18 protein-coding genes and 1 pseudogene are annotated in these 21305 nt (G+C 64.0%); 15 read left to right on the forward strand and 4 right to left on the reverse strand.

Annotated features, from left to right (window positions below):
* Positions 1-49: 49 nt before the first annotated feature.
* A pseudogene (locus tag NBT82_RS18010) lies at positions 50-1264 on the reverse strand (RNA-guided endonuclease InsQ/TnpB family protein).
* Between the two features lie 658 nt (positions 1265-1922).
* Here NBT82_RS18010 and NBT82_RS18015 point away from each other — a divergent pair.
* The 3 genes from NBT82_RS18015 (at position 1923) to NBT82_RS18025 (ending at position 4057) form a co-directional block, all read left to right on the forward strand.
* Positions 1923-3386, forward strand: coding sequence for a lamin tail domain-containing protein (locus NBT82_RS18015; protein ID WP_251329469.1), 1464 nt, complete (start codon positions 1923-1925; stop codon positions 3384-3386).
* Between the two features lie 2 nt (positions 3387-3388).
* Positions 3389-3667, forward strand: a complete 279-nt coding sequence (locus NBT82_RS18020) for a DUF3006 domain-containing protein (RefSeq protein WP_251329470.1) — start codon at positions 3389-3391, stop codon at positions 3665-3667.
* Positions 3668-3904: 237 nt separating this feature from the next.
* Complete coding sequence (locus NBT82_RS18025) at positions 3905-4057, forward strand: hypothetical protein (RefSeq protein ID WP_251329471.1); 153 nt, start codon at positions 3905-3907, stop codon at positions 4055-4057.
* 85 nt (positions 4058-4142) lie between these two features.
* On the opposite strand, the gene NBT82_RS18030 is transcribed toward NBT82_RS18025, so the two are convergent.
* Together NBT82_RS18030 and NBT82_RS18035 are read right to left on the reverse strand one after the other, a co-directional pair.
* A complete protein-coding gene (locus tag NBT82_RS18030) occupies positions 4143-4979 on the reverse strand; it encodes a CPBP family intramembrane glutamic endopeptidase (RefSeq protein WP_251329472.1) in 837 nt (278 codons plus the stop codon).
* Positions 4980-5483: 504 nt separating this feature from the next.
* Positions 5484-6512 carry a Cdc6/Cdc18 family protein gene (locus NBT82_RS18035; RefSeq protein WP_251329473.1) on the reverse strand — a complete coding sequence of 343 codons (1029 nt, stop codon included), beginning with the start codon at positions 6510-6512 and terminating at the stop codon, positions 5484-5486.
* A 324-nt stretch (positions 6513-6836) separates the two neighbouring features.
* On the opposite strand from NBT82_RS18035, the gene NBT82_RS18040 reads away from it, so the two are divergent.
* The 10 genes from NBT82_RS18040 to NBT82_RS18085 all read left to right on the forward strand — a co-directional run bounded on the left by NBT82_RS18040 (position 6837) and on the right by NBT82_RS18085 (position 16607).
* Positions 6837-7310, forward strand: coding sequence for an SWIM zinc finger family protein (locus NBT82_RS18040; protein ID WP_251329474.1), 474 nt, complete (start codon positions 6837-6839; stop codon positions 7308-7310).
* Positions 7311-7410: 100 nt separating this feature from the next.
* The gene (locus tag NBT82_RS18045; RefSeq protein WP_251329475.1) at positions 7411-8415 is read left to right on the forward strand and encodes a transcription initiation factor IIB; all 1005 of its coding nucleotides are present in this window, start codon (positions 7411-7413) and stop codon (positions 8413-8415) included.
* 2 nt (positions 8416-8417) lie between these two features.
* The gene (locus NBT82_RS18050; RefSeq protein WP_251329476.1) at positions 8418-8918 is read left to right on the forward strand and encodes a DUF7995 family protein; all 501 of its coding nucleotides are present in this window, start codon (positions 8418-8420) and stop codon (positions 8916-8918) included.
* 106 nt (positions 8919-9024) lie between these two features.
* Positions 9025-10230, forward strand: a complete 1206-nt coding sequence (locus tag NBT82_RS18055; protein ID WP_251329477.1) for an SNARE domain-containing protein — start codon at positions 9025-9027, stop codon at positions 10228-10230.
* 250 nt (positions 10231-10480) lie between these two features.
* A complete protein-coding gene (locus NBT82_RS18060) occupies positions 10481-10795 on the forward strand; it encodes a hypothetical protein (protein ID WP_251329478.1) in 315 nt (104 codons plus the stop codon).
* Positions 10796-10848: 53 nt separating this feature from the next.
* Positions 10849-12135 (forward strand): TrbL/VirB6 family protein, encoded by a 1287-nt coding sequence (locus NBT82_RS18065; RefSeq protein ID WP_251329479.1) that lies wholly within the window; start codon positions 10849-10851, stop codon positions 12133-12135.
* 36 nt (positions 12136-12171) lie between these two features.
* Positions 12172-13206: a TraC-like domain-containing protein gene (locus tag NBT82_RS18070; RefSeq protein ID WP_251329480.1), complete on the forward strand. Its 1035-nt coding sequence runs from the start codon at positions 12172-12174 to the stop codon at positions 13204-13206.
* Complete coding sequence (locus tag NBT82_RS18075) at positions 13199-15160, forward strand: VirB4 family type IV secretion system protein (RefSeq protein ID WP_251329481.1); 1962 nt, start codon at positions 13199-13201, stop codon at positions 15158-15160. The genes NBT82_RS18070 and NBT82_RS18075 overlap by 8 nt, the downstream gene beginning before the upstream one ends.
* Positions 15161-15239: 79 nt before the next feature.
* Positions 15240-15851, forward strand: a complete 612-nt coding sequence (locus NBT82_RS18080) for a class I SAM-dependent methyltransferase (RefSeq protein WP_251329482.1) — start codon at positions 15240-15242, stop codon at positions 15849-15851.
* A 306-nt stretch (positions 15852-16157) separates the two neighbouring features.
* A complete protein-coding gene (locus tag NBT82_RS18085; RefSeq protein WP_251329483.1) occupies positions 16158-16607 on the forward strand; it encodes a universal stress protein in 450 nt (149 codons plus the stop codon).
* 44 nt (positions 16608-16651) lie between these two features.
* On the opposite strand, the gene NBT82_RS18090 is transcribed toward NBT82_RS18085, so the two are convergent.
* Positions 16652-17752 carry a site-2 protease family protein gene (locus tag NBT82_RS18090; protein WP_251329484.1) on the reverse strand — a complete coding sequence of 367 codons (1101 nt, stop codon included), beginning with the start codon at positions 17750-17752 and terminating at the stop codon, positions 16652-16654.
* Between the two features lie 444 nt (positions 17753-18196).
* Here NBT82_RS18090 and NBT82_RS18095 point away from each other — a divergent pair, with 444 nt between their 5' ends.
* Both NBT82_RS18095 and NBT82_RS18100 read left to right on the forward strand, forming a co-directional pair.
* Positions 18197-19567 carry a methyl-accepting chemotaxis protein gene (locus NBT82_RS18095; protein WP_251329485.1) on the forward strand — a complete coding sequence of 457 codons (1371 nt, stop codon included), beginning with the start codon at positions 18197-18199 and terminating at the stop codon, positions 19565-19567.
* A gap of 81 nt (positions 19568-19648) precedes the next feature.
* Positions 19649-21286 carry a potassium channel family protein gene (locus NBT82_RS18100; RefSeq protein ID WP_251329486.1) on the forward strand — a complete coding sequence of 546 codons (1638 nt, stop codon included), beginning with the start codon at positions 19649-19651 and terminating at the stop codon, positions 21284-21286.
* The last annotated feature ends 19 nt before the right edge of the window (positions 21287-21305 follow it).

Consider the following 21305-nt stretch of genomic DNA (forward strand, 5'->3'; position numbering starts at 1 on the left):
TCCGCCCTAAAGGGCGGAGCTTGTCGGTGAACTCCCGTTCTGGCCGACCCTACTGGGTGGCAGGCGAGTAGCCGCCATTCACGTTCAGCGTCCCCGACTTCAGGGCGAGGTGACGTGTCGCCCCTCCATGCGGAGACTTTTGCTCCGCACGGAGTAGCCGAAATCCGATATTCTTCGCCGCGTTGTAGTCCGCGTTAACCTCGTACCCGCACTTCTGGCAACAGAACCTCGCTTGTGACGGACGATTCTCGTCCAGCGTCGTCCCGCACTTCGAGCAACGTTTTGACGTGTACGCTGGGTCTACCTGCGTGGCTTTGATGCCCTCCGCTTCGGCCTTGTACGCCGTGTAGTCGTACAGACGGTGGAATGCCCACGTATGGAACTTCTTGGCGCCCGGCATCCGGTCGCGGATGTCGGTCAACTCCTCGAAGGCTATCCGGTCGCAGTCGTGCGCGACGGCTTCTTGGACGATGGCTTTCGAGATCCGGTGCAGGTAATCTTCGACCCACCGTGTTTCTCGGTCGCCCATCCGTTCGATGGTTCGATGGGCTGATTCCGTACCTGTCCGTTGCAGGTCGCCACGCACCCGCTCGTACTCCCGACGGCGGTGATTGAGGTAGTCGCCGCTTCAGAACATTCCGGTTGACGTGACGGCAATCTGTTCGATACCGAGGTCCACGCCGAGGACTGTGCTGTTCTCGGCGTCGCCTTCGTCCGGTATCTCGGACTCCACATCGGCCGTTGTTCCGATGTGGAGAAAAAAGGTGTCCGTCGCGTCGCGGTACTGGAGCGTCGCACCCGTGACCTCGTAGTCGTCGTCGTGGAGGAACTTCGTGTGCGGGTTGTCTCCCTCTGGTGGAAGGACGTATTCGGCTTCGATACGTCCGTTCACCGTGGAGAGGGATACGCGGTCGTCGTAGAACGTCGCGCTCCGTTTGTCGTATCTGACGGATGGGGTCGTGAAGTGTGGTTGTGACGCCTTCTTGCCGTTCTGCCAGCGGGCGACGACGCCCTTGATGGCTTCGGCGGCTTTGTTGCGTGCGGATTGAACGAGGTTGGCTTGAAGCCGTGTCTGTTCGCGAACGTCGGAGTACGTCCGGTCGTGGAGTTTGGTTTTCGAGGTGGGCTTGTAGTCGTCCTGCCACGCGTCTTGGACGACGTAGTTGCACGCCCACAGGTACTGCTTGACGGTTCCGTGGAGGAGAGTCGCGTCGCTGTCGTCCATATCGAGTTTGACGACGACCGTGCGACGTACCTCCGCCATACTTCATGTGTAGAACCTTACATTCATGCAGGTTGCGTTTGGTGTGGGGAGTCGGTCGGCCACCGAACGGCGGTTGTTTCTCACCGTGTCGCGTTCCTCCCCGCGGTAAACGGCGGGGTTTCCCGCTTGTAGAAAGATGACACGGCTGCTGGTGTTGCGTTACAGCGGTTCAAGGAGAAAGCCCACGGCTTCAGCCGTGGGATGAATCCGACAACAGCCGAAACAACTACCACGGTTGGTATCGTCGGTTGTGCTACCGAGTCTCGGGTAAGGATATGCACGCCAGCGCGGCGGTAGATGAAGCCCGCTATCCGAGTCGGGGGCCGGACTGGCACGGCCCACAACCCCACCGAACGACGCGAGTGGGGAACCTCTCCGTCGTGGGCACGGTCTGTGACCGTGGAACCCCACGACTTCAGTCGTGGGAGGATGTCAGTGAATGACTCATTTCGAAAATGCGTCTCAGCCGCATGCCGAGTACATCTTCGGCAATCCACTCAGCATTCCTGACTGCTTCGGAGGACTCCTGCGTCTTGGTCAAGACGACATCTGGTGCTGCAAGTGGTCGATACACTCGCCGAAGCTACAGAGCGGTTCCTAGCGAGCGTGCAAAGTTGGCACCCTTTCATTCATATCCGTCGGTTTGCAAATAGGAGCTATGTCGACCTCCCGGGCCGTCATCCTCGTTGTGATCGTCGTCCTTGCAGGCTGTAGCGGTATTGGGGGCGATACCGGTCGTCTGTCCACGGAGACGGCCACGGCGACGGGCACACAGTCTGCAACAGCGACGACCGCACCGGATGCGTCGGCGACGCCGTCGGGAACGCTTGAGATTCACGTCATCAACGTCGGCCAATCGGTGAGCACGCTCCTCGTCGCGCCCTCGGGAGAGACGATGCTCATCGACACCGGTGATTTCACCGACGATGGGGAGTACGTGCTTCAGTATCTCCAGCGCCACGATATCGCGCGGATCGATCATCTGGTCGTGAGCCATAACGACGCCGACCACATCGGCGGGAACGCCGCCATCATCGACTACTACGAAACCCACGCCGATGGTATCGGCGTGATCCATGACCCCGGGATCGCTGCCAGCACGCAAACCTACAACGAGTACCTCGATGCCGTCGAAGCACACGACGTTCGACTCGTCGAGACCCGCGAGGGGGACTCGCTGTCGTTCGGCGGTGCTGCAGTCGGGGTGCAAGTCCTCGGTCCACCGGACCCGTATCTCGAAGATGGGGCCCGTAACGAGAACAGCATCGTCCTCAAATTCACCTTCGGATCGACGAGCTTCCTGTCTACCGGGGACGCCGAAGACGATCAGGAAGCATACCTCGTCGAGCAGTACGGGACACACCTCCGTGCGACAGTCCTGAAAGCCGGACACCACGGGAGCAAGACGAGTACGGGTGGCGCCCTGTTGGAGGCCGTCCAGCCGGAGACGGTCGTCATTTCGAGTGCGTATGACTCACGATACGACCACCCGAACGATGAGACGCTCGGGCGGTTGGCCGAGCGCTCGATCCCGACTTACTGGACGGCGACCCACGGCGATATCGTCGTTGTCAGCGACGGTCGCGGTGTCTCGGTCCGGACACAGCAGGCGGCTCCGACCGATCCCCTCGCGCTCCGAGACGGGACCGCGGTTGCGCCTGGCACCTCGGCGCCAGTCTCCGATCGAGCACGCTTCGGTGGCCGTCCGGTCACTGAGTCCACAACGACGCCTGACGGGAGTCCATCCGCGACAGCGACCGCGACGATGACCGACGGCGGATCAGTCCCGGCAGAGGCGATCGCCCTCGCCGAGATCAACGCCGACGCCGACGGCAACGATAACGAGAATCTGAACGACGAGTACATCGTCCTCGAGAACACGGGTGACACGGCGCTCGACCTGTCTGGGTGGACGCTCACCGATGCAGCGGATCACACCTATACATTCCCTGCGGGATTTACGCTCCCCGCTGGCAGACAGGTCACGATCCACACTGGACGCGGGACCGACACCGACACCGATCTCTACTGGGGGCAAGACTCGGCCGTCTGGAACAACGGTGGCGACACAGTCACCGTTCGGACGGGTGAGGGAACTATTGTCCTTGCGGAGGAGTACTAACTATGGTGGACGATGGGACCTACACCGCAGTCCTCGATCGGTTCGAGGAGGAGGTGGCCGTGTTGGTGCTTGAATCGGACGCCGAAACGATCGGACACGTCGTGGTCGACACCGAGACACTACCTGCGGAGGGCCAGCATCAAGATGCGCTCTTTACTGTCGTGATTCGGGACGATACCCTTACGGAGGCGACCTACCGCCCGAACCGGACCGAGAAGCGTCGGGAGACCGCACAGTCTCGGTTCGATCGGTTGTCGGAGCGCTCCGACTCTGAGCAGTAAGTCGTTCATGTCTCACAGGACGTGCGGCAGCCGGTCTTGCTAGGCCCCAGCACCCGTCTCGGCTACGCCTCTCGATTCGGTGTACGGGGCCTCTCGGTCGGTGCGAACGCAGCATGGCGTCGCTGAGACAAGCTCAACGCGGCTGCGGACAACCTCCGTGAGAGCGCCGAAGACCTCACTCGGGACGCGGAAGTCCTGAGTGAGACGGGGGAGACGCTCAGCGCAAGCAGTGAAGAAGTGACAGCCTCCACCCAGCAGATCGACGCCGCCTCAACGGAGATGGCACAGGGAGCCGACGATCTTGCCGCCGAGACCCAGCGAGCCAGCGAGAACGTCGACGACCTTTCGGCGTCGATCGAAGAGACCATGGCGACCGTTCAGCAGGGATAATGCAGTCGTAACTAGTGGATGCAGGGTATCGACACGGGAGTTCTGAAGAGACTCTCTGGAGTAGACGGTGCAGTCTGTCTGCGTGTTATAGTGGGTTTTCTGTGCGCTGTCCCGGAATATCTGGGAGGGTTCCATCTTTTGTCAGCGTCTTCCAGCCAGCGTACAGAACGATGAGTGCCGCACAGGCAACGTAGAAGATGATGTTGCCAGAGACGATATCGAAGATGGCGGGGAGTTCGCCCGTCACTTCACCGAATGCGGCCATGTTGCTCGCTGCGTGGGTGATCATGACGACTGGCAATGCGCCCCTAGTGTTGTTGTACAGCCAGCCAAGGATGACAGAGGTAGCCACCACATAGACGACATATTCGTGAAATGCGGTGAAGTCGCCGGCACCAGCCAGTATCAGTGGGACGTGCCAGAATGCCCAGACGAGTCCGATGACCACGCTCGTCGTGAGCGCACTGAACCGTTGCTGGAGGCGGGGTTGCATGAACCCACGCCAGCCCAGTTCCTCCAGTGCACCGGCTAGAAAGAGCGTGACTGCAAAAAAGAAGAGGTACTGTCCGATGGAGGCTGCCGGTGCCACGACATCAACACCGAGCAAGACCGCGACGATGCTCTCAAAATCGGTCGCGACGAGCATGATTCCGATCCCGGCGAGATACCAGTGGATGCCTGTCCGAACGTTCCGGAGCTGTCCGAGCCAGTCTCGAACGCCATCGTTGAGCAACCAGACTGTTATCCCCGCGCTAGCCATCGGAGTCCAAGCATACGGGATCGCCGCGAGAGTCGGGAAGTCGGCCCCGAATACTGCGTAGAGCGCTGTGACGACGAGTGAGGAGTTCACAATCAGCACAGCCAAGAAGGCACCGACCGGTGTGCGACGTGCTCGCTCTCGGAGTGTTTTGAGCACGCTCATACTGGTTCACTAACCGGATGAGGTGTGGCCCCCCTTGTTCGGACGCTGTCATTTGGGGTCTGCCTGACTATACGGAACGATCTCGCCCAGTCTGTCGTCTGTAGTTGCTCTCGCATATGTGATCTCCTCCCACCGTTTTATCAAAAAAGTCATTACTCAAATCATTGAGAGCCTCTGAGTCTGAAGCTCGTCGAAACGAACGTTCCAGCCGGAGACAAAGAATAGAGGCCACTGACGCGAAGGAATCCCATTATACTGACTCGAGCCTCCCTATTCAGCCCAGATCGTCTGCCAACTACTGAGGCGTTCAACACCGTCAAGAAACAGCTGCACGGCTGAGCCAGTCGCCGTGCTAGTCGTCCTAAGGGACGATGTGGCAGTCACCGACTTTCCATGCAAAGCACCAACGGAATGCCCGATCACCGGACGGTCATGGGACCGCCGGCGGATGTGTACTCGGACTCGATGGTCGCCGTTCGGCTCGTTGCCTCAGCCTTCGCGCCACTACTGCATCGGTGACGTCGTCGACGCGTCAACGAGCGAGTACTCACGGTCGCGGCTCGTTCCCGTCGCTTCAAGGAGGTTATACTGCGCCATCTTCGACAGATAGGACCGCACCGTCCGTTTCGTCCGTGGCTCATCAACCACCGCCGTATAGCGCTCGTGTATCTCTCCCGGACCGAGGGGGCCGTGTTCACAGACGATATCGTACACGGCACGCTGGTGTGGGGTGAGCGAATCGAGGCTTTTCTGTTTGATCTGCGCTCGGGCGTCGGCGGCAGCGTCAAGGAGCATCTCGTCGGTGATTCGCTCGTGATTCTCCCGATCGGCCGCGCTGGCCGCAGTCCGCAGGATCCCGATGGCGAGCCGGGCGTCGCCCGCGGCGGCATCCGCGATCCGATAGAGCTGCGCCTCGGTGATCGCCTCGGGAGCTAGGCCCCACTGTGTTCTGGCCTGCAGGATATCGAAGAGTTGCTCGTCGTGGTACTTATCCATCCGCACGTGCTCGCTCGCACGGAGCCGGCTGACGAGGCGGTCGTCGACGCGGCTGAACAGCTGTTCTTCCTCGTTCGCGATGCAGACGAGCGCGAACTGAGAGAGGCTGTGGAGGTCGTAGATGATGCTTGGATCCTGAAGCTGGTCGACCTCATCGAGGATGATCACGGTTCGCGGCCCGTCGTACTGCTGTAGACGGTCGACCAACTCGTCGTGTGGTGTCGACTGGCGGTGGATATCGATTGTCGCCCCCAGATCGTCGAGGATCTGATACAGGGTGCGAAATCGCGTGTAGTTCCGCCAGCAGTTGACGTAGGTCGCCTCGATGCCGAGGACTTCCTCGCGTAGTCGTTCGGTAACGAATCGGGTGATACACGTCTTGCCGGTGCCGCTCGGCCCGGTCACGACGGCCGTGTTGGCCGGTTCTCCGTTCGTGATCGGTTCGAGCACGCTGGAGAGATGGTTCACTTCGGCGTCGCGATGCTCAACTTCCTGCGGGACGAACCCTGCCCGGAGGACGCGTGCATCGCGGATCATCTGGTCGTACGTGGGTGTTTTCGGGGCACATAATAAAAACGTGCTCGCGTCGTTTCCGGAAAGCGCTGGGGCTGCGCATCGGTGACCCGACACGTGTACCGAGCGATTGCACTCTACGGCGCCTCTGAGCTGCTGCCTCCTGGTACGTTCCGGTTTCCGGAAAGCGGACGAGTTCGGTGATTTCGTCGTCTCACGGTCGGTCTCCCATCTAGGTGACTGTCAACCGGGGCGCAGCAGTCGTGGGGCGTACCGAGCGAGCGTGCAGCCCGGTTATGCGCGCCCCGTGACGGGCGCGGGGCGCCTCCCATGCCCCCGCGTGGTCCAATGTCCGAACGACTCCATCCACTCGATCGGTTAGACGTCTCGCCACGGGTCCTGAAACGCGCACAGTACGAAGCCCTCGCCTTCTTCATGCGACCACCGTACGTCGAGGTTCGCAACTACAGCTACCCTGACCCGGAGAACCACACGTACAACGTTCGTATCGCCGACGGAGTCCCGATCCGCTGCAGCTGTCCAGCGGACGTGGAGTACGAACGCGCCTGCAAACATCGGGTCGGCGTTGCAATCCGCACCCAAATCATCGAGAAGGCACTCAAGGCACAGGTTGCGGCAGATGGTGGTGGCGTTGCCAATCGGAGGGCTGCAGGACTCGGTGACGACGAGGCGAGGTCAACAGCCGGAGACGAGACTGCGGACTGTGCGTGTCGTCCCGACAGTCACCGTCCTTGTTGGTCGTGTGTCCGGGCGAATCGACGGACGTCGACTGACACCGACGGCGCCCGAGAACAACGCTGAGACAGCGCATATCGAGGGGCTGGCCGGTGCTCATCGGCCCGGTTATTCGCGCCCCCGATGGGTGCGGGGCGCGATGTACTGGGCCTCGCAGGAGTATTCGATGCAACCAGGCGACGTCTACGAGACGGGGTTCGATGAATCGACCGGCAAAACGACCAGTGAGAGCGCGACGTGCCCCGAATGTGATGGCCACGTCGTGACGGACGGCGGAGAGCGTCACTGTCCCGACTGTGGACTCGTCATCGACGAGTACCACATCGACCACGGTGCGACAGCACGCAAGGGCCCGGGTGACGAACGGGATCCACGACACATCGGTTCCCCGCGGACGCCAGCGCGACATGATTACGGGCTGACGACGGAGATCGGCCGAACGCGGGATGGAACCGGGCGAACGCTCGATGGAAAGACGCGACAACGGTTCAGCCGTCTTCGGGTGCAGCATCGGCGGGCGCGACACGAATCGAAGCGTGATCGCAACCTCGAACAGGGCTGTCAGGAGGTGTCCCGGATCGCCGGCGCGCTCGGATTGTCACGAAGCCTCGAAGAACAGGCAGCGATGGTCTTCCGACGGGCACAGGACGAGCACCTGCTCCGCGGACGCTCCATCGAAGCCGTCGCCGCAGCGAGCGTCCATGCAGCCTGTCGGTGTGCCGGGTTGCCACGTTCGATCAGTGAGATCGAACCCCTCGCTCGGGTCGCGGGACAGCGCGTCCGGAACGCCTATCGCGTCCTGAACGACGAGTTGGGCCTCCCGACGCCACCACCAACGCCGACGGCGTTCGTCCCGAAGTACGCCTCGGCGCTTGAGGTCTCCACGGCGATTCGCAAGCGCGCCCTTGAGCTGGCGGAGCTGGCCGTCGAACGCGGCGTGGCGAGCGGGCGCCAGCCCTCGGGGGTGGCTGCGGCCTGTCTGTATCAGGCATCGCTCGAAGCGGGGGCGGGACTGGTACAGACGACGCTGGCCGATCTCGCTGATGTGACACCGACAACGATCCGGACGGGCTGGAACGCGGTGTTAGCTGCTATCGACGCGACCGACGGGGCGGACTCGGCCACCGCGGACGCTGGCGGCACGGCCTCTCCGGTACCGGGGGAGCGCTGATCGTGACGACGGAGATGCTGATCGCGGTGCTCGTCCCCGCGGCTGACGCGGACGAGGCGCTGTCGATCGCGCGACGGGCATTCGACCGGCTCGTGGGCGTCGGGACCCGTGAGCCGGTGTTTGAGTCGTACGTGACGTTCGAGCGAACACAGCCAGGGGCCGAGCCGACGCGGTGGGATGACCTTCCTCCGGTACTGCCAGTCCGGGCGGAGCCGGGGGCATCCCTTCTCGAACGGCAGTGGGTCGAGACGTGGCAGGCGTTCGTTGCCAACATCGAGCAGGTCCGAACAGGCCTCGTCACACAGTCGCTGCGTGAGCTCATGCAGGACACCGACCAGATACGCCGGGCCTGCTATGAGATCGGCGCGACCGAGGGGCCGACCGTCTATCTGTACGACCAGTACGGCCTCGGGATTCGGCATCGCGAGCGACTCGATGCGGTGCTAGCACGTGGCGATCCGGACCAGGAGCTGTGGATCGCCCCTGCAACGGTGCGGTACTGACAGAAGCGTCGCCCCGAAACACGGGGTCGGCGGGGTCGTGGTCCGGTTATGGGGCGCCTGCGACGGGCGCAGGCGCCCACACACGGGGGCCTGCAGGAGATCGAAGATGGAGGACCCAGAACAGCGACTGGTGTTCAGTGGTGTCGATGCGCGAACAGATGCGACCCTGCCCGCGTGGTACGAGCGAGCGCGCCCGGAGGCAGAGCCGATCTCCTTCGCGGAGGCGGTGCGGCGACTGCCACGCGCGACGGAAACGACGGTCGCGTACAGGAACCCGTACACGGACGAGTGGGTGTCGACGGAGCGATTCAGCGCGATCGTGGAGCCGAGTCGCCTGCAGGAGCAAGCTGCCGACCGACGACGTTCGACGGACGGGGGGACAGCTAGCGATACCGCGACGGCGGCTGACGGCCCGAGCGATCCCCTCTTTCACGTCCCGACGTCGTCGTATGCGATCATCAACCCGCTCGACGTGTACGGCCCGCTCGAAGACGTCCTCCGGGAAACCGAGTATGAGGGCCGGTCCCTCGACGAGCTGGTGTTCGGCGAGATGCGTCAGTACCGCGGTGGCGGAGAGGTCCACATGGATCTCATGTTCGATGGGCTCAACGTGACCCTGCCTGGGGACCGGGATCCGATCACGATGGGGCTCACGTCGGGCTACGACTTCTTCGGCAATCACGCCGTGTACGTCGAGGGCTTCGCCCGTGATACGGCCTGTGCGAACTCCATTCGCTCGCTGACGGATCGCGAGACGATCAAACACGTCGGTGACATCGGCGGGTTCGACGACTGGTGGAGGGACCTGCTCAGGCAACTCGGCATGCTCCGCGGCGACTTGGCGGCGTTCATCGAGGACGCCCAAGACATCACGCTCGATCTGACGGTGGTTCCGTTCGACCTCGAGACGTTCTACGACCTGCTTGACTTCCCGGAGTATCTCGCCACGCAGGCCGCCACCGACGTGCGTGCGAACGCGGCCGATCCCTTCGAACCGAACATGTGGACGCTTCACTCGGGAGCGACCTACGCGTTGACCCATGCGTTCACCGGCAAGGAGGGCTCGTCGCTCGATCGCTACGTTCGAACGGCCAACGATATCCTGTTCAACCCCGAGTCGATCCTGGAGTCGGTGCAACAGACGTACGAACAGCGGGTCGCGGCCACGACGGACGAAGACGGACAGACGGACGTCGAACGGCAGGCGGCACTCGCACAGATCGAACGCGTCGCCGATGACCTCACGGCACAGGTGAGCCAGTTCGAGGCACGTGCGGAGCGACTGCGATCGAGGTTCGAGGAACCAACCTGAAGACGCCGAACGAGTTCGCCGCCGAACCAAAAATATCACGTCTGATATTCGCGTCCCGAATTTTATATGATTTTCTTCTGACGTTCCGACGTCGTCATCGCAAGATGCCGGCGCATCTTCGCGGTGACAGGAGAGGATGGGGATGCAGGCAGATACTCACATCACGGCGCTGTGTCGTTGGTTGACCGACCGGTTGCCCACACCTTACAATCACCGCGGCTGGTGCGGACTTCGCTCTGTCACCGTTGCTGTGGGGGTCTCGACGTTCGCGACGCCGGTGGCGGCGCAGTCCATCGGTAGTTCGTTCTGTCGGACGGCCCTCGCACAGACCCTCCTCAACATCTTCCAGGTGATTCAGTTCGGGGGGCCGCTCGTCGGGGGTGTGATCGCCTTGGGGGCGACGGTAGCGTTGCCGACGGTTCGGCGGTCGGATCTCAAACGCGAGATCAAAACCGTGCGAAACCAGGGCGTTGTCTGGGGCGTGATCGTCGCCCCACTCGGAACGACGATCATTCAGTTCCTCCTGAACAACGTCGTGGCTGGCGGTGCAAGCTGTTCGTTCTAACTGTGCCCGCACTCGGTCCGCGTCGGCGTTCGAACCGCTGGCGATGGCTGACGGTGAGACTGGCCGGTGTCCTCGGCGGATTGCTCGCAGCGAGCCGGCGTGTCGGTGCCCAGTCCAACGGCGACGGTAGTGACTCCACCATCACGACCGGGATGATCACCGAGGCACTCGTGGAGGCACTCAAGGGACTCCTCCGGACCCTGTTCACGCCGATCGAGGAACTCGTCGAGACCTATGGACCTGCGCTCCTTCGCCTGATTGTGGGGACACCCCACCCGAGAGCAGCATTCGGCACCCCCGAGACCGTCCCGTGGACGACACTCTATCCGTACTACTGGGACACGATTCTCCCACTCGCGTTCTTGCTGTTCGGACTGGCGGTGGCGCTCGTTATCCTTCTCGAATCGACGAGTCACCTGTTTAGTGGCTACCACCGCACGAATTTGAAACGGCGGGCGTTCAGTGGATTGCTGGGGATCCTGTCGTGGTGGTGGCTCGCCGCGTTCTCGCTCCAGGTGACCGACCAGCTCGTCACGCTCTTGCTTCCCGACCTCTCCTCGATATCGTTGTTTCAGACGGTATCGTTCACCGGAATCGGGCTCCTCGGTGTTGTCGCGTCGCTGGCCATCGATGTCGGTCTGTTCGGCGCCCTCGCGCTCGTGTATTTGGGTCGGCAGCTGGTTCTCTACGGGTTCGTACTCGGGATGCCGCTGTTGATCGTGGCGTGGATCCCAGGCGTCGGTCCGTTCAGTTTCGTCGCCCGCTTCGCCAAGCGGCTCGCGGGGTTTTATGTCCCGTTCCTGCTCATGCCGGTGCCTGTGGCACTCCTCCTTCGGCTCGGTGAACTCCTCGGAGAGGCGGCCACGCTGCCGATGGGTGGGTTTGGCACGTGGCTCACCGCGCTCGTCATCCCGTTCGTTGCCCTCATCGCGCCGTTCGTCCTGGTCTGGCAGGCCGGAGCGCTGCTGTTCGTTGGTGAGCGCGTGGCGCGGAACGCCTCGCGGAAGCGCTACCGGCGTCGCGTCGATCGCAGTCGGGAGTTTGGTCGAAAACTCCGTCAAGATGGCCGGACTGCGATGCGAGAGCTGCAGACTCGGTCGCTCACCACGCGTGGATCGCAGGGCGGGACACAGCAATCGGGCCCGGGCGGAGACCTACGGTCGCTTCCCAGCCGTCTCACACGCCGGGGAACGGGTGAGGCGGACGCCTCGGATGGCGGGCCACTCTGGGCTGTGGGCAACGACCGGGGCCACCGGTACGCCGAGCCGATTCGCTTCGAACCCGGAGAGTACGACACAGGCAATCGTTCCTCGTCCACCGATGATCGTACCGAGCAGTAAGCACTTGTTGAGGCGTCGTCGGCGTCAACAGACACTATGAGCAACGACAAATCGCTCCACGATGCAAGCAAACGGATTCCGAAGTCGATCAGCACCGAGACGTATATCATCGGGACGTACACGCTCACCGATCTCGCTGTCGGCGCCCTCCCGGGTGTCGCCATCGCCTTGGCGATCCAACTGGCCGTTCCGCCCGAGATGACGGTGCGGGGGTATCGTATCACCGCTCTCAGGCTACCGCTGACGCTCGGGGGGCTTGGGCTCGGCGGCCTTGTCGTGTATCTGACTCCCACCCATTTGACAACCGCCCAGTGGATCGGGTCGATGCTCGGATTCTGGTATCGGCCGGCACGACTGCCCCACGACGCCGCGATGGCACACACACATGTCGAGGCGATCCATCCCGATGCCGACGTGATCGAGCGGACCGACGGGACGATGTTGGGGATCCTGCAGGTCACGCCTCCGTCGATGGCACTAGCGACCGACAGCGAGTGGGCGGCCACGGCCGATGCCTTTCGAGAGTTTTTGAACACGTCGGTCGAGTTTCCGATTCAACTGTACGCTACGACCCGACAGTTCCCGGCCGACGACTACCTCGCACACTACGACGCACGTCGTACCGATCCAGACGTGCGGGCCAACCCGCAATTGGCACAACTCATCGACGAGTACGTCGCCTGGTATCGAGAGGACCTCGAACAACGGCAGATGACGATCCGTGATCACTACATTGTCGTTCCCGTCGATCCCTCCGAGGTCCGGTTCGAGAGTCGGCAACTCACCCAACAACTCACACGGCTTCCGGTCCTCGGTGTCTTCATTGAGGCACTCCTCGCGCCACGTCGTGATGACGAACGCGCCGCACTGATCGAGACCGTCGACGAACGAGCTCGGCTCGTGCGACGGGGACTCCGCGAGGTTGATGACTGTGATGCTCACCGCATCTCGGCGGGCGAGGCGGCGGAACTCCTCGCCTCGTTCTGGCGTGGAGAGAACGTGACGTACGACGATCCGGAAGCGGCGATCACTACGCGACCGGTCGTCGGGGGAGGGAGCGACGATGCTTGACTGGGTCCGTGCGCGGTTGGGCGGTGATGACGGGACGACAGCATCGAGCACCGAGAGCGAGGCGGACACCCCGGTCACGGACGACATAGCGGTCAACTACGAGCCTGGGGACGAGCCCCTCGGCGACGACCACGAGCGACAGCGCTCGGTCGTGACGCCGCCATCGCTTGAAGCACACCCGGGAGCCATCCGTGCGGGAATGGACTGGACGCAGACCCTCTGGATCGGCGAGTTTCCCGATATGCCTGCCGATGGCTTGTTCGAAACGTTGTACGCGACGCCGGAGACACGCCGCACGGACATCAGTATTCACGTCTCGCCTCGCGATACACAGGCGACGCTTGACGGACTCGAAAACCGGATCGAGGATCTCGAAGCCGACTTCGACTATCTTGCCGAACGTCGGCGGGCCGGTGCCCGTGGGGTGAAGAAGGACCTGAACGACCACCGCGATCTCTACGACGTGTTACGCAATACCTCGATGCAGGCGTTCGACGTTGCGATGTTTCTCACGACGCGTCATGACAGCGAGCGTGACGTCGACGCGACGGGGGTGCGGACGGTCGCCCGACAGTCACCGGCCAACCTCACGCCAATCACGCCCCGCTGGGCGCAACTCGATGCGCTGGTATCGGCCAGCCCACTCGCGACGAATCGGCTTGAGACGGTCTTCGATACGACAACGCCGATGCTCGCGGGGGCTCTTGGCGCGATGTTCCCCTTCGTCGCCGGTACGGTGGCCGAACCCGGGATCGAGTACGGCACCTATGCACTCAACGAGAGCCCGCTCATCCTCGATCGCTTCGCCCGTGAGACCGGCTACTGCATGATGGTCATCGGGAAACTGGGGGCTGGGAAGTCGTTCTCGACGAAGCTGCATCTCGTACGGCGGGCGATGTACGACGGCGATACGCGCCTCGTATTGCTCGATCCACTCGGCGAGTTCTCCGCGCTCCACGAGATCCTCGGCGGCGAGCGGATCACGGTCGGTGGGACGTGCGGACTGAATCCTCTCGAACTCCGCGCCACACCGGCGGATATCCGGCAGGAGGTGTCGGATCTTGATCCGTGGGCGGAGCAACTCACGTGGGCGCTGACGTTCTTTGAAACGTTCTTCTCTCACGTGGCGACCGACGAGCTGGGGGAACGAAAACAGACGCTCAGGCGAGCGATTCAGGAGGCCTACGCACGGCAGGGCATCACCCGCGATCCGTCGACACACACGAACGCCTCGCCGACGGTCCGCGACGTCATGGCGGTTCTAGAGGAACTGCTGGACGACCCAGCGGCGTTCGGCTATGCGACTCCCGGCGAGCAGGAGCGTGTCGCAACCGACGCGCAATCGCTGTTGGCCGAGTTACGACCCTCGTTTCGTCCCGACGGTGATCTGGCAAACTTGGCGGAGCAGACAGCGTTAAATTTGGATTCGAGTTGCCTCTACCTCGACTTACATCAGGAGGAGGGGACTCGCGGTCGTTCCCGAACCAGTCTGATGATGCAGGTCCTCTTCAAAGCGGTGTACGAGCGGGCGAAACAGACCGACGACCGCGTCGTGTTCGTCATCGACGAAGCGCATTACCTGTTGAATGACGCCTCCTCGCTCGAATTTCTGGAGACGGCGGTACGGCACAGTCGGCATTACGATCTCTCGGTCCAGTTCGTTACGCAAACCGGTGGCGAGTTCACACTCACACCGGAAGCACGCACCATCGCCAATCTCTGTTCGATGACGCTCGTCCATCGGGTTCGGGAGGAGGCCGACACGCTCGCGGACTGGTTTGGCCTCAACAGTCGGGAACAAGAGTGGATCCGGACGGCGAAAGCGGGCAACGAGGATGATGGCTATTCCGAGGCCCTTCTTGGAGTCGACGAAGAGGGCTGGTTCCCACTTCGGATTCGCGCTAGTGACTTCGAACGACGGGCCATCGGTGGCGAGGATCCGTTTGCGGAGTGAGCCCCCACGACGATGTGATCGTTCGGGGGTCGCACACCCTCGTCGCGGCCGTTACATGGGTTCGACCCGACACCCACACATGGACCCCGACGCAATCCGTCGCGCGTGGGACGCCATCGCGACAACGTACGCCCGGCGTCGCGATCCAACCGGCTCCGACGCCGAACTGCTTGGCGACCTGCGGGATTCGCTTCCGCCCGCCCCGACAGTCCTTGATATCGGTTGTGGAGACGGGGCGCGGACGCTTGCGAACCTGCCGGCCGGGAGTATCGGGCTCGATATCTCCCGTCGTGGCCTCGAACTCGCCCGTGAAACAGTGCCAGGGGCGCGACTGGTACAAGCCGACATGACCGCCCTTCCCGTGAGGACGGACAGTGTCGACGCCGTGACGGCCTATCACGCCGTCTTCCACGTCCCACGCGAGCGTCACCCCGATGTGTATCGGGAGTTCGCCCGCGTCCTCCGGCCGGGTGGCTCGGTGCTGCTGACGCTCCCGAGCGGTCGGTTCGAGACTGTCCGCAACGGCTGGATGGGTGGCCGGATGTTCTTTTCCTCGCCGGGACGTGAGCGGACGCTCGCCGCGTTGCGGGAGGCGGGGTTCAGCGCGCTGCGGACGGAGACGGTCAGCGATCCGCTGGGAAGCGACGCGGAGTTCGTGACCGCCGAGTACGACTGCGCCGGGAGCGCATGATGCGGTCGTCTGGCTGACTCCCGTGCGATCCGGAGCGGTGTCCACCGACTGTGTCCCCAGATGCGGCGGTCGTCCTCTCGGCGTGGGACAGTACTGTCTGTGGGAGCGGTGTCCAGTCGTATACCGCCTCCGAACACGTCGAGATTCGATCGTATCCGAACCGGAACCGCCGACGGCGCCGCGATCATAGCCACCGGACTGCGGCGGGTAGCGTGGGTGTGTGAGACAGGCCACGAGTCGGCGGTCCTCTGAGGGCCTCCGACCCCGCGGGGGACATATAAGGCCGAGGGGAGCGAACCACGGCGTGTGACCCTACTGGTTCCATTCGACGATTCGGCACTGTCCGAGGCGGCGCTGAAACGCGCGTGTGAATTCGGCTCGTACCGGAACGAGGACGTCGTCGCGCTGACGGTCATCCCGGACGATCGGTCGTTCGGGGTGGAACGGGAGTGGATCGACGCCAACGAGGCCTACCGTCCGGACGAACTCTGCGCGCAGTTCCAGCAGCGCGTGACGGCCATCGACGACCGCGCGTCGTTCCGGTGTGAGCGGCCGGACGACAGCGAGGAGTTGACGGCGACGACCACCGACGACGTCACCCGGACGGTCCGCCAAGTGGCCGCCGAACTCGACGTGACGATCCTCTTCGTGGGGAGCGAGAACGCCGGGCGCGTGTCGTCGCCGATGACGAGCGTGGGTGATCCCCTCTCCGCGGACGCCCGCTACGACGTTCACATCGTCCGGCACGCCGACTGAGGTGGGTGTGTGGCCGGCGGGCGATGGCATCGGAACGGGACGGGTCAGCCGGCGAACGCGATCGGTGTCGGAGTAAAACACGCGATCCCGAGCAGCAGCGTCGCCAGGCCGATCACCCGCCGACGTCGGCCGACCGGCGTCTCGTCGACCGGCGTCGCGCTCCCGAGGCGGAGAAAGAGCAGCGACAGGAGCCCCCAGAAAGCCCACAGCTGGGCCGATCGGCCGCTCTCGAAGACGACGAGGTAGCCTGCGAGCCCGAACAGCCCCGCGGGAACGAGTCGCTGGATCGACCCCATGCGGTCGCCGAGCAGCGCCCGGGTGACGTGAGCGCCGTCGAGTTGGCCGACGGGAAGCAGGTTGAGAAAGGTGACGAACGCGCCGATCCATCCGCCGACGACGACCGGGTTGACCATCGTCCCGGCGCCGTAGCGGACGGGTTCGTCGAGGAGGGTGGCGATGCCGGTGATTAGAAGCGGATAGCCGAGTTCGAGGCGGCCGACCACCGCCGAGGCCGGGGCGTCGACCGGGGGGAGCGACACCCCGACGGCGGTGACGACGACGGTGGCGGCGAGGCCGGCCAGAGGGCCCGCGACGCCGATGTCGAACAGCGCCCGACGGCTCGGGATGGTGTCGTTCATCCGGATCACTGCACCGAGCGTGCCGAGGACGTTCGGCACCGGGATGAAGTACGGCAGCGTCGCCTCGACGTCGTGGTGGCGGCTGAGGGTGTAGTGGCCCAGTTCGTGGATCGCGAGGACGCCGACGACCGACAGCGCGAAGGGCCACGCCCGGACGAGCCCAAACGGATCGGCGGCCACGTCGATGCCGTACCACTGCGACCCCGCGAAAAGCGTCGTCAGCACCGTTGCGAGAAACAGCGCGCCGTGGACCCACGGAACGCCGTCGACGGTGGTCGAGCGTTCCGTCGCCACGAGGACGTGTTCTCCGGTCTCGTACTGGACGGTGATGCGGTAGCCCCGTTCGCGGAACAGGGGCGCGAGCGTGCGGACCACGGCCTCCGTCGAGTCGGTCGGTTCTCCGTAGTAGCGGACCTGTCCGTCGACGACGTCGACCTCGTAGACGAGAAACGCCTCCGCGAGCGACCCCGGATCGGGAAGGTCGTACGGAACGGTCGGTTCGACCATCGACAGGTGAAAGGGATACAGCTACTAGTATTCGTCGCGCGTCGCTGGCGTCGTTCTCGGGATACGCGTCGGACCTACGCGACGACGGCGGTCGGCCTGTGCTGCTCGGTCGCGTCGGGGTACCGGAGCAGACCGAGGCCGGCCCGGTGGGGTGGACTGGGCGTCGTCGTGGCGGTGCTGTGGTGGACCGGAATCGTCCTGTGCAGTAGCGTCGGGTGGGCCCCCCTTTCGGACGGCGAGTGTCTGACTGCGGCGATCGCACGCCACGGCTCGCAGTCGGGAGCGACGACTGCGGTGTCTCGGCGAGGCCACCGCTCGCCGCCCCGATCTGTCGCAAGAATTTCACAATTTGGGCATATATTCGAAAGAACACGAAACATTCCATTATCAGACTGGATAATGCGGTGAACAGGTTAACATACCTCCGTTCGGTTCTCCGAACAAATGAGTCAGTCACCCGGTTCAGTTCGGGACGAGGAGACCCACCACGCGACCGATCTCTGGGAGACCTACCTCGCCGAGTCGGACGGCGAGATCGACCCTTCGGGGGAGGACCGCCTCCGGGCGGAGCGGGACTTCTGGAAGTCGATGTTCGACCAACTCGTCGAGAGTTTTCCCGAGGGAGTGCTGGTCACGACCTCCGACGGGACGCTCACTCACTGGAACGAGACGCTCGGCACCCAACTCGACATTCCACGCTCGGAGGCGATCGGCGAGAACGCGTACGACGTCATCGGCACCGAGAACGCCGAGGAGACCCTGGCGGAGACGGTCGCCCGTACCGGCGAGACGATCCAGGAGGACGCACTGCGGGAGGTGCCGACGACGGACGCCATCTTCCAGACGTTCGGCGTCCCGTTGTGTGGCTCCGACGGGACGGTCGTCGGCGCGTTCGAAGTCGCCGCCGACGTGTCCGAACACGTCGAACAACAGCGGGAACTTGAACGCCTCCAGCGGGAAGTCGGGGGAACCGTCCAAGGGCAGTTGAGCGACCTCGTCGACGCCATCGACGAGACGGTCGGGATCACGAACGAGGTGGAGGCGTTCGCCGAGGAGCAGACGGACCGCATGGAGCGGGTCGCCGAGGAGGTGTCGGACCAGTCGGCGACCATCGAGGAGATCGCCGCCAGTACCGAGCAGGTCAGCCAGGCGGCCCAGCAGGCCCGGTCCCGCGCCGACGAGGGTGAACAGACGGCCGCCCGCGCTATCGACCGGATGGACGAAGTGCGGGGCTCGGCCGACGGGGCCAGGGAGACGATCGACGCGCTCACCACGCAAGCCGACGAGATGCGGGAGATCATCGACGTGATCAACGAGATCGCGGATCAGACGAACATCCTGGCGCTGAACGCCAGTATCGAGGCCGCCCGTGCGGGGGAGGCTGGCGAGGGCTTTGCGGTCGTCGCCGACGAGGTCAAATCGCTCGCTGGGGAGTCCCAGACCCGGGCGAGCGAAATCGAGGAGATGATAACCGAGATGATCTCCGCGACCGAACGGACCGCGACTGAACTCGACGAAACGACCGCGGAGATCGTCGGCGCCATCGACGCCGTCGAGGCAACCGTCGACGCACTGCACGCGATCCGGGAAGCAGTCGACGAAACAGCGACCGGCGCCCAAGAGGTCGCCGACGCGACGGACAGCCACGCGTCGAGCACCGAGGAGGTCGCCGCGACCGTCGACCAGGCGGTCGACGAACTCGCGACGCTCGAAGACCGGCTCGCGGAGTTGAGCGACGTTGCGACCCGCCAGTACCGGCGAGTCGAGCGCACCGAGGAGACGGTCGGCGAACTGGTTGCGGACGGTGACGGCTGATCGCCCCGTCCGACGCCCCGACGTCGACCGGCAGGCACCGACCTCAGTACGTCTAAATACGGGTGCGGTGTAGGCACGCGTATGGCGATCCGAAGCCGTCGTACCGTCTACTATCTCGGATTGGTCGTCGCGACGACGGTCCTGTTCACCGGTGCGTACAACGTTGGCATGGCGGTCTGGGAGGGGCGTCCCCAGCCCCTGTATCGCTCCCTCGAAGTCGTCGTCCAGAGTTTCACCACGACGGGATACGGGGAGGACGCGGGGTGGCAGAGTCCCCAGATGAACTTTCTCGTGATCGCGATGCAACTCGCGGGCATCGGCCTCATTCTCACCGCCGTGGACGTGTTCGCGGTCCCGTGGCTCCGCGGTGCGCTTGCCCCGACGGCGCCGGAGACGGTGAACGGTGTGTCTGATCACGTCATCATCTGTGAACATACCTCCCGGACCGAGGCGTTCATCACGGAACTCGACGCCCGTGATCGGGAGTACGTCCTCGTCGAACCCGACGAGACACGGGCAGGCGATCTCCACGAGGCGGGGTATCGGGTCATCCGCGGCGACCCGGAGACGACAGAAACGCTCGAACGCGCCCGTCTCGACTCGGCGCGGGCGCTGGTTGCCGACGCGGCCGACGACACGAACGCGAGTATCGCCCTCTCGGCGCGGGATACGGCGCCCGACGTGCGGGTGATCACGCTCGTCGACGACGCGTCGCTCGCCCGTTATCATCGCGCGGCGGGCGCGGACGACGTGCTCTCGCCCCGCCAGTTGCTGGGGGCGAGCCTGGCCGAGCAGGTGCCGACGGCCGTCACAACCGACGTGGACGACGGCATTCCGATCGGCGACGACTTCGAACTCGTCGAACTGACCGTGGCGAGGGAGAGCGACATCTGCGGGCGGACGTTCGGTGAGGCACGGATCCGCGAGCGGTTCGGCGTCAACGTGATCGGCGCGTGGACCGGGGGCGACTTCGAGACGCCCGTATCGCCGTTGGAGTCGCTCACCCCTAGCATGCGTCTCCTCGTCGCCGGTGAACCCGAACGGGTGGCGCGACTGGAGGAGGCGACGGCCGCGACGGTCCGTGCGTTCGGTCCCCAGCGTATCGTCCTCGCGGGGTACGGCGACTCCGGGCGGGCGGCGGCCGAGGCGCTGTCGGACACCGGATCGAATCTGACCGTTCTGGACAGCGAGGCAGGGCCGGCGGTGGACGTCGTCGGCGACGCCCGCGATCCGGACGTACTCACCGAGGCACGGATCGAGGAGGCGGCGGCGTTGATCGTCACCGTCGGCGACGACACGACGGCCATCTTCGTGACGCTCATCGCCCGCGAGATGGCCTCCGATCTCCACGTCGTGGTCCGGGCCAACGAGGAGGCGGACGTCCAGAAACTCTACCGGGCGGGCGGGGATTACGTCCAGTCCCTCGCGACGGTCAGCGGCCGGATGCTGGCGTCGACCGTGTTCGAGGACGAGGAAGTGCTGGCCTACGATAAGCAAGTCAGCGTCGTCCGGCTTCCCGCCGGTGACCTCGTTGGGACGACCATCGCCGCGGCGAACGTGCGGTCACTGACCGGCTGTACCGTCGTCGCCGTCGTCCGGGATGGGGAGACGATCACGGAGTTCGATCCCGCCGCGCTCACTTTCCGCCCCGACGACGAGGTGATCGTCGCCGGCACCGACGAGGCGACCACTCGCTTCGAACGGGAGTTCGGCGACTGACGGCGCGTCGACGACAGAT

Source organism: Haloplanus sp. HW8-1, assembly GCF_023703795.1.
Taxonomy (GTDB): Archaea; Halobacteriota; Halobacteria; order Halobacteriales; family Haloferacaceae; genus Haloplanus; species Haloplanus pelagicus.

Bases quoted from the DNA above. Each gene is read 5' to 3' on its own strand.
- NBT82_RS18040 (WP_251329474.1), top strand. From the start codon at position 6,837: ATGTCCGAACGACTCCATCCACTCGATCGGTTAGACGTCTCGCCACGG.
- NBT82_RS18015 (WP_251329469.1), top strand. From the start codon at position 1,923: ATGTCGACCTCCCGGGCCGTCATCCTCGTTGTGATCGTCGTCCTTGCA.
- NBT82_RS18020 (WP_251329470.1), top strand. From the start codon at position 3,389: ATGGTGGACGATGGGACCTACACCGCAGTCCTCGATCGGTTCGAGGAG.
- NBT82_RS18090 (WP_251329484.1), bottom strand. From the start codon at position 17,752: ATGGTCGAACCGACCGTTCCGTACGACCTTCCCGATCCGGGGTCGCTC.
- NBT82_RS18055 (WP_251329477.1), top strand. From the start codon at position 9,025: ATGGAGGACCCAGAACAGCGACTGGTGTTCAGTGGTGTCGATGCGCGA.
- NBT82_RS18045 (WP_251329475.1), top strand. From the start codon at position 7,411: ATGCAACCAGGCGACGTCTACGAGACGGGGTTCGATGAATCGACCGGC.
- NBT82_RS18095 (WP_251329485.1), top strand. From the start codon at position 18,197: ATGAGTCAGTCACCCGGTTCAGTTCGGGACGAGGAGACCCACCACGCG.
- NBT82_RS18035 (WP_251329473.1), bottom strand. From the start codon at position 6,512: ATGATCCGCGATGCACGCGTCCTCCGGGCAGGGTTCGTCCCGCAGGAA.
- NBT82_RS18030 (WP_251329472.1), bottom strand. From the start codon at position 4,979: ATGAGCGTGCTCAAAACACTCCGAGAGCGAGCACGTCGCACACCGGTC.
- NBT82_RS18100 (WP_251329486.1), top strand. From the start codon at position 19,649: ATGGCGATCCGAAGCCGTCGTACCGTCTACTATCTCGGATTGGTCGTC.
- NBT82_RS18070 (WP_251329480.1), top strand. From the start codon at position 12,172: ATGAGCAACGACAAATCGCTCCACGATGCAAGCAAACGGATTCCGAAG.
- NBT82_RS18080 (WP_251329482.1), top strand. From the start codon at position 15,240: ATGGACCCCGACGCAATCCGTCGCGCGTGGGACGCCATCGCGACAACG.
- NBT82_RS18075 (WP_251329481.1), top strand. From the start codon at position 13,199: ATGCTTGACTGGGTCCGTGCGCGGTTGGGCGGTGATGACGGGACGACA.